Below are 7465 nucleotides of genomic sequence, written 5' to 3'. Positions count from 1 at the left end.
AGCGCCGCCAGCGCCGCCGTCGAGGCGGCCGACCTAGTGTTGATCCCTTGCCGCCCCAGCGCGTTCGATTTGGCGGCGATCAAGACGACCGCCAGCCTTGTGAAGATGCGCGGCAAGCCCGCTTTCGTGATCTTCACGGCGGGAAGTCCGACCGCGCCGCGCATGTATGACGAGGCCGCGCAGCTCGTGCAGGATTATGGGCTGGACGCCTGCCCCCACCATATCGCCGATCGTGCCGCCTTCCGCCATGCGGCGGCCGAGGGCAAGACCGCGATGGAGATCGAGCCGAACGGCAAAGCGGCCGACGAGGTGCGCCAGCTTTACAAGTGGACATGCCAGCATGTAAACATGCAAGCATCTAGGAAGCGGAGGGCCAGCGCATGAGCAGCCGGAAAGGATCATTGCTTGCATTGCGGGATCGCGATCCCGCGCCAGCGCCGGCGACGGCCGAACCGGAGGGGAGGGCGGCCGCGCCGATCGCCCGCAGCACCGGCGCAGGCACCGGCAACGTATCGAGCAGCAGCCCGGTCGCGCCGAGCCGTCAGGGCAAGAAGGCGATGACGGGCTATTTCAGCCCGGAAATGTCCTTCGCCATGCACATGACCGCGCGCAAGCACGGCATGAGCCTGCAAGACGCGATGGCCGAGGCGTTCAACGACTGGCTGCGCAAAATGGGGGAAAGCCCTGTAGGTAAGTGAGCATGTTCACATGCAAACATGCGGGCATGTTTACTTTGTAGGCGATGACTTGATGCCGTTGAGGTCTGGCTCTTTGATGGCTTGTAGCGGACAGAGTGAAATCATGCGTTTTGAAGACAGCTACATTGGACAACTGCGGCCTTTGGTGGGAAGCCGCACACTGATTGTACCTGGCTTTCGTGCGCTGATCTTCGACAAGACTGACGCCTTTCTTGTTATGCGACGTGCGGACACTGGTTTGTGGGGTTTGCCGAGCGGCAGCATGGAACTTGGAGAAAGCGCGGCGCATATGATTGAGCGCGAGGTGCAAGAGGAAACAGGCCTGCACATAGCCAGTTCCATCATTTATGGCATCGCTTCTGAGCCGGGAAGTGAAACGCACGTTTATCCTAACGGGCACCGCATCCAGAATTTTTCCATTCTAGCGGCAGTCCACGACTGGGTAGGAACTCCTGTCGCAATAGATGGCGAGGCGGTAGATTTAAGGTTCGTAGGGGACATCGAGGAGATTCCCACCGACAGCCGTGTAGAGCAGGAGATGAGATGCGTTGCGGCGTATCAGCAGTATATCCAGACCGGAATGTTTCAGCTTCTATGATCAGATCGTCCAAGCTGCCGACGCTCTTTCACTGATGTTTGCATGTGGGCATGAACGCTTGACAGCAGGGAGCGGTATCAGCGCAGCGGCTTGCGTTCGTGCCGCTTTTTGCAGAAGCCGAGAAAGGCGGCGCGGGGACTTTTCAGTTCGGGCTTGCCCATGTCGTGCCACCACGACACCCATTCGTCATAAAGCGCGTAAACGTCATACCCCGGCGCGGCCGTCTTGGCGTCGTGCATGGTTTCCGGGTCGATATAGGGCGCATCGTCGCCGGCGCTGGCGACCGGATCGGGCTTGGACTTGAGGCCCGAGCGGTTGCGGAACAGGATCACGTCATCATCCATCGTCACCGCATAATCGGGGAAATGGCCGTGGTCCGCGTCATGCTCGCAGACCTTCTTGACTAACGCCCGGAACACCCGGAGAGGGCTGTTCGAGCCGCATTTCTTCTGTAGCAGCTCTAGGCCGATCTTCCATTCGTCCTTCACGCCGCAATGCTTGCGGGCCAGCTCATACATGCGCCGCTCGAACGGCTTGCGGAGCCGGAAATAGTCCCGGTGGAGCGTCAGGACGTTCTTGCTGATAACCGAGCGATAGACCCAATCCGACAAGGTGATTTCGAGATCGAGCATTCGCCCGTCGAACGTCTTGCGGGTGATCTTGGCTTCTTCGATCAGGCCGAAAATCCGCGTTTCCTCGACGCCGCCTGTTTGAATGTTGGTCCGCACCGTGGTCCCGCGCAGGCGGGTGAGGGCGTCGGCCATCAGCCGATAGCCTTCGCCGCTGGTTTGCCGGTTGGTGGCGACGAGCATGTCATAGGCTTGCAGGCGCACCGTGCGGCTAGGTTGCTCGCCCTGGTTCATCTTCGCGACGAGCTGCGAAATGCAGTAGATCAATATGTCCTTGTCGTGGATCGTCGCCAGCCCCTTGCCCGAGGGGATAATCTCGATGACGTTGCCGTTATGCTCGTAGCGCCGCGTCCGGTTGTCCGGCTTGGTCGAGAGCGAAAACACCGGATGCTCCATCGAGGCCATGTCATCCTTGGGGATGGCGTCCAGCACGTCGCAGATGAACAAGTCCTGGTTGGGGTGGCGCACCGGCAGCAGCGGCGTGCGATCGTCGCCGTCCACGGCGGAGGCCAGCGCGGCGATCGGCGCGTCAAACAGGGAAGGGGAGGGGTCTATCGTCATTTCACTAACGCCAGAGCTACTATCGTCATTTCACATACGCAAGCGGATTATCGTCATTTCAGATTCACTGCCGCGCTATCGTCATTTCGATTACGCTTGAGAGGGGGGCAAGGCAGGCCAGGTGCTATCGTCATAGTGGATTCGCCTTTTCGTCACTCTGGATTCGCCTTTTCGTCAGAGCGGATTCACCCCACGGCAAATTTGGCCCAAAAAACCGAGGACTTCCGCGTGTTTCCGAGCGTCGCCGATTCCCGTAACACATCACTAAACCCATATTTTAACACTAGGCGGCGCTGTGGATAACTTCGGGCCGTTGTGCTGTCCGCCAATGCCGAAGGAAGAAAAGCGCCGCCTCTTGGGGGCTTCGCCCCCGCCGGCTCGCGGCCTTCGGCCGCCCCGGATCGCTAAAGCGATCCTCCCACCCGGCATCCCCATGATGAGCCGGCTACGCCGGCACGCTTTTGTTTGTTTGGGATATGCCGCACCCATAGCGCCCCTGCCGCCCGCTCACCGCCAAGACCCACCGTTGCAAATGGCTTTCCAGAAAAGCCAAGCGGATAGGTGGCGCTCCGATCGAGAGGACAGGGAAGGCGGAAACGTCCCCACAGGCGCGATTTCCGGGCCGCCCAGCGCCATTCTGGCTCTCGGACAGACCCCCGGTGTTGGAACCGCCTATGGCGCTCTACGGACTTCCCAGGACGGGCCGATTTTTCGGCGCGAGATCCGTTTAAACGCCGCCCCGCCGGATCGGATGGGCGAGCACCCATCGACCGTTGAATATCCGCCACCCGATTATCCCCGCGCCGACACCAAGCAGGCCGCCTACCACATAGGCAGCGGGCGCATCGTCCGGCACGAAAAAGCCGCCAACGACATAGCCGCCGATCGCAGCGGTGCGCGTCACCGCGCCGTAGATCGCGGCGACCTTGCCATGATCGGCGGGCGGGCACTCGGATTGCAGCAGGGTCCGCACGGCGACATTGTGAACGCTGTTCGCCCCACCGCCGACGATGAAGGCGATAGCGACAATCACGAGGCTTACGGGCGCAAGACCGATCAGCAGCATAGTCGCGCCCATGATCGCGGCGGTCCCAAACGCAGCCAGGCCGATCCTGCGGCCGATGATCCGTTCGGCCAGCGCCGCGCCGACCAGCATTCCGGCGGCCCACAAGGCAGTCAGCACCCCGAACGTGGCAGGGCCGCTTTTCAGGCTCATGATGATGAGGAACACGAAGGCGACATCGGCAATGGCGGTCGCGAACACTTCAAGACTGAGCGCGCCTGTCGCCACCATCACGCGCCGATTGCCGAGCAGCGGCCGATAATCGGCAAGCAGCGTGGATTTTTCCGTCTCATGCTCCTGCGGCGCGCGGCGCAGGCCACTCATCGCGACGATGAGCAGCAGCAGGACGAAACTGGCGGCGTCGATCAGGAGGGCGTTTTTCGATCCCATCCAGCCCACCAGCACGCCGCCGGCGACAGGACCGGCGAGCATCCCGAGGCTGCGGACCATTTCCAGAAAGCTGTTGGCGCGCGCGAGCGTCATGCCGAGCGCGCTTGCCAGAATTGGGATCAGCGCGAAGCTGGCCGCGCTGGTGATCGTGAACAACACACTGAGTAGAGCGGCCCCGACGAGCGTGAATGCGGGATAGTAGGCGATGAGCGCGATCACCGTCGCTTGCAGCGCCGACACCAAGACCAGCATGCGGGCCGCGTCCCTGCGGTCGATCAGCCGGCCCGCCCAGGGCGCGGCGATGAGGCCCGGAAGCAGCTCGGCGACCAGCAGCGCCGGCACGCCATAGGCGGGGGCGTTCTCGGCGGTGCGGAACATCAGCGTCAGCAGCGTGATTTCGTCGCCGATCGTCGAGACGGTCAGCGCGGCCAGGACCAGCCAACCCCAGCCTTGCCGGAAGGCGACCGTCATCTATCAGGGGGCGTTTGCGGGAGGGGGCGGAATCCTACGCCAAGCTCGCCCAGATAGCCGGCGCGAGATCTTACTTGTTGCTGCCTTCTACGGTCGCGCCAGAAAGGCGACGGCTCAGTTCTATCCGGCGATGGCTACGCATTTTGAAGGTGTCTGGCCCAACGCGCCGATACTCAATGAAGCCGAGAGAACGCCAAAATCGCTCTGCCGCTTCATTCGCTTCCAGCACGGCCAACCGAATCTCTGTGGCACCTCTCGCAGCGGCCCAGCTTTCGACCGTCGAGTAAATTGAGCGTCCGACGCCACGACCACGCTGTGCGGCATCTACGATCATGAAGCCGAGATACCATGTGCCATCACGCGGATAATCGCGGAGGATGGCCGCGATTGCATATAGGCCGCCAGGCCCCTTCCATCCCAGGACAGCTTGATTGTGGGCGCTCTTTTCGGGCGGCACATCGGAGAAAAGCTCGCGAGCATCGTCCAGCGTGGGCGCGGCCCCGTCCTGCAACAGGAAATAGTCGCTGCAACGGTTGTACAGGTCTGCAACGTCTGCGGCGTCCGCTTGGGTAAGTTTGATCGGGGCTCCCGTCATCATCATCGCGTTTTGGCAGCAAGCACGCGCTGACCGTAATCCCGGAGTTCCCCGTTGGGACCGACATAGCGGTAGAGAGTGACGCGCTCGATCCCGAGTTCCTTGCAGAGGTCGGAAACGGACGTGTCGCGTTGGGCCATAGCAGCCTGAGCGAGCCGCACCTGGGCCTTGGAGAGGGCGAACTTGCGGCCACCCTTGCGTCCCCGCGCGCGGGCAGCGGCCAGGCCAGCCATGGTGCGCTCGCGGATCATATCCCGCTCAAACTCCGCCAGTGTGGCAAAAATGCCGAACACCATCCGGCCCGATGGCGTCGTGGTGTCGATCTGCGCGCCCTTGCCGGTGAGCACCCGCAGACCGATACCGCGATCCGACAGATTCTGCACCGTGCTGACCAGGTGGGTGAGCGTTCGGCCGAGCCGGTCGAGCTTCCAAACGATGAGGACATCGCCGTCGCGCAACGATTTCAGGCAGGCGGCAAGACCGGGGCGATCATCACGGCTACCGGATGCACGATCATCATAGATATTGCCTGGCTCGACACCGGCAGCGCGAAGGGCATCGTGCTGCAGGTCGAGCGACTGCGAGCCGTCGGCTTTGGACACGCGGGCGTAGCCGATCAGCATGGATCACAAACGAAGGTTTGAGGCGGTGACGAACATGAGCACATAAGATTGGGCTATTGTGTATCTTAACCAGCATCTCAATCAAGCTATCTCAAACCGTAGCTCGGAAAGAATAAGGAGCATGTATGCCGCGTCGCGTGACCCTGACCGATCGACAGCGCGAGGCGCTGCTTCACTTGCCGGTCGATCAAGGTGAGCTGCTGCGGCACTATACCCTCAGCGATGAGGATCTCGGGCATATCCGCCAGCGCCGGCGCGCCCACAATCGTTTTGGCTTCGCGCTGCAACTGTGCGTCCTGCGCTACCCGGGCCGGGTGCTCGCTCCTGGCGAGTTGATCCCGGCGCAGGTATCGGATTTCATCGCGGCCCAGCTCGGCCTGACCAGCGACGATCTACTCCTCTATGCCGCGCGCGAGGAGACCCGGCACGAGCATCTGGCGGACCTTCGCCGAATCTACGGCTATCGCTCCTTTTCGGGGCGGGGCGCACGGGATTTGCGCGAATGGATCGCTCGGGAAGCCGAGGCGGCGACATCGAATGAGGATCTTGCCCGTCGCTTCGTTGCGGAGTGTCGCCGCACCCGCACGATCCTTCCCGGCTCCTCGACGATCGAGCGCCTTTGCGCCGATGCGCTGGTTGAGGCCGAGCGCCGGATCGAGGATCTTATCGCCCATCGCATCACGCCAACCCTGAGCGAGAATTTGGCTCACCTGTTGGAGGATACGGTGGATGGTCGCGTCACGCGCTTCGTATGGCTGCGACAGTTCGAGGTTGGCGCAAATTCAGCAGCCGCTAACCGGCTGATGGATCGACTGGAATATCTTCAAAGGTTCGATCTTCCGGCGGATTTGCTGGACGGCGTGCCGGCGCATCGTGTGACCCGGCTTCGCCGGCAGGGCGAGCGCTATTACGCCGACGGCATGCGTGATCTGCCCGAAGACAGGCGGCTTGCGATCCTCGCTGTCTGCACCCTGGAATGGCGGTCATCGCTGGCCGATGTCATCGTGGAGACCCACGATCGCATCGTAGGCCGTCTCTATCGGGCCTCCGAACGCCTTTGCAACACCAGGATCGCCGACGAAAAGGCGGCCGTTCGGGACACGCTGAAGTCCTTTGCCGAAATCGGTGGTGCTTTGCTTGGAGCGCAGGACGATGGCACGGCCCTGGACGGGATAATCGCCACCGGGCCTGGCTGGGAACGGTTCAGAACCCTTGTCGCCACGGCCTCCGCGCTGACCAACGTGCTCGCGGCCGACCCGCTCAGCCGTGTGCTGGACGGCTATCACCGTTTCCGCCTCTACGCGCCCAGGATGCTGCGCCTGCTCGACATGCAGGCGGCGCCGATCGCCACGCCTCTTCTGGGGGTGACTACACGAAAGTGACGTATCTGCACGCTAAGGGCGAACAAATCCGGTACGATGCCAGCAGATGCTATTCGCAGGCTTTCCTGCCCCTTTTATGTGGTGCCGCCCTACGGGCGCCGATATGGGAGGGCGGCAATCCGATTGACCAACGATCGAGGTAGAACCCTGCTCGCCAAATATGTGAGCTGGTTGCCCATCCCCGGTATGGCGAAGGATTGCCGATAAACCAGAGCGTGGACTGCATGGGCCGCGCACCGGTCAACGTCCATCAAACCCAACCTCCCCCACTTCAAATCGCTGAGGGCAGCCATGTCTGTGTCGATTCCACCGGGTGCAAAAGACCCAACACTCACTCCCGTCCCGGCAAGCTCCACGGAAAGCGCTCGCATGAGGGTGCTCACATAGGCTTTCGACGCGCCGTAGACCGCTTGGAAGGGCACGGATGTTTCGCCCGCCAGGCTCGACACGGCGAT

At 62.0% G+C, this 7465-nt stretch carries 7 protein-coding genes and 2 pseudogenes; 4 read left to right on the top strand and 5 right to left on the bottom strand.

Annotated features, from left to right (window positions below; all coding sequences use genetic code 11):
• The 3 genes and pseudogenes from LH128_RS25550 to LH128_RS31570 all read left to right on the top strand — a co-directional run.
• A pseudogene (locus tag LH128_RS25550) lies at positions 1–384 on the top strand (ParA family protein); the annotation flags it as partial.
• Complete coding sequence (locus tag LH128_RS25545; protein WP_037521343.1) at positions 381–698, top strand: ribbon-helix-helix domain-containing protein; 318 nt, start codon at positions 381–383, stop codon at positions 696–698. The pseudogene LH128_RS25550 and the gene LH128_RS25545, both read left to right, overlap by 4 nt.
• A 103-nt stretch (positions 699–801) precedes the next feature.
• A complete protein-coding gene (locus LH128_RS31570) occupies positions 802–1296 on the top strand; it encodes an NUDIX domain-containing protein (RefSeq protein ID WP_165363666.1) in 495 nt (164 codons plus the stop codon).
• A gap of 77 nt (positions 1297–1373) precedes the next feature.
• Here LH128_RS31570 and LH128_RS25535 read toward each other — a convergent pair whose 3' ends face one another.
• The 4 genes from LH128_RS25535 to LH128_RS25520 all read right to left on the bottom strand — a co-directional run bounded on the left by LH128_RS25535 (position 1374) and on the right by LH128_RS25520 (position 5628).
• Positions 1374–2486 carry a replication initiator protein A gene (locus tag LH128_RS25535; protein WP_008832586.1) on the bottom strand — a complete coding sequence of 371 codons (1113 nt, stop codon included), beginning with the start codon at positions 2484–2486 and terminating at the stop codon, positions 1374–1376.
• Between the two features lie 727 nt (positions 2487–3213).
• A complete protein-coding gene (locus LH128_RS25530; protein WP_008832585.1) occupies positions 3214–4410 on the bottom strand; it encodes an MFS transporter in 1197 nt (398 codons plus the stop codon).
• Positions 4411–4480: 70 nt separating this feature from the next.
• On the bottom strand, positions 4481–5011 hold the full coding sequence (locus LH128_RS25525; RefSeq protein WP_007686150.1) for a GNAT family N-acetyltransferase: 531 nt from the start codon (positions 5009–5011) through the stop codon (positions 4481–4483).
• Entirely contained in the window at positions 5008–5628 is a 621-nt protein-coding gene (locus LH128_RS25520; protein ID WP_008832583.1) for a recombinase family protein, read from the bottom strand. The genes LH128_RS25525 and LH128_RS25520 overlap by 4 nt, the downstream gene beginning before the upstream one ends.
• 125 nt (positions 5629–5753) lie before the next feature.
• Here LH128_RS25520 and LH128_RS25515 point away from each other — a divergent pair.
• Positions 5754–6998, top strand: a pseudogene (locus tag LH128_RS25515) (DUF4158 domain-containing protein); the annotation flags it as partial.
• A gap of 101 nt (positions 6999–7099) precedes the next feature.
• Here the strand turns inward: LH128_RS25515 and LH128_RS25510 are convergent.
• Positions 7100–7459, bottom strand: a complete 360-nt coding sequence (locus LH128_RS25510; protein WP_327195264.1) for an SDR family NAD(P)-dependent oxidoreductase — start codon at positions 7457–7459, stop codon at positions 7100–7102.
• Positions 7460–7465 lie beyond the last annotated feature (6 nt).

Source organism: Sphingomonas sp. LH128, assembly GCF_000293195.2.
Taxonomy (GTDB): domain Bacteria; phylum Pseudomonadota; class Alphaproteobacteria; order Sphingomonadales; family Sphingomonadaceae; genus Novosphingobium; species Novosphingobium resinovorum_A.
Note: the sequence above shows the minus strand (reverse complement) of the source record. Positions and strands in the feature narration are given on the sequence as shown.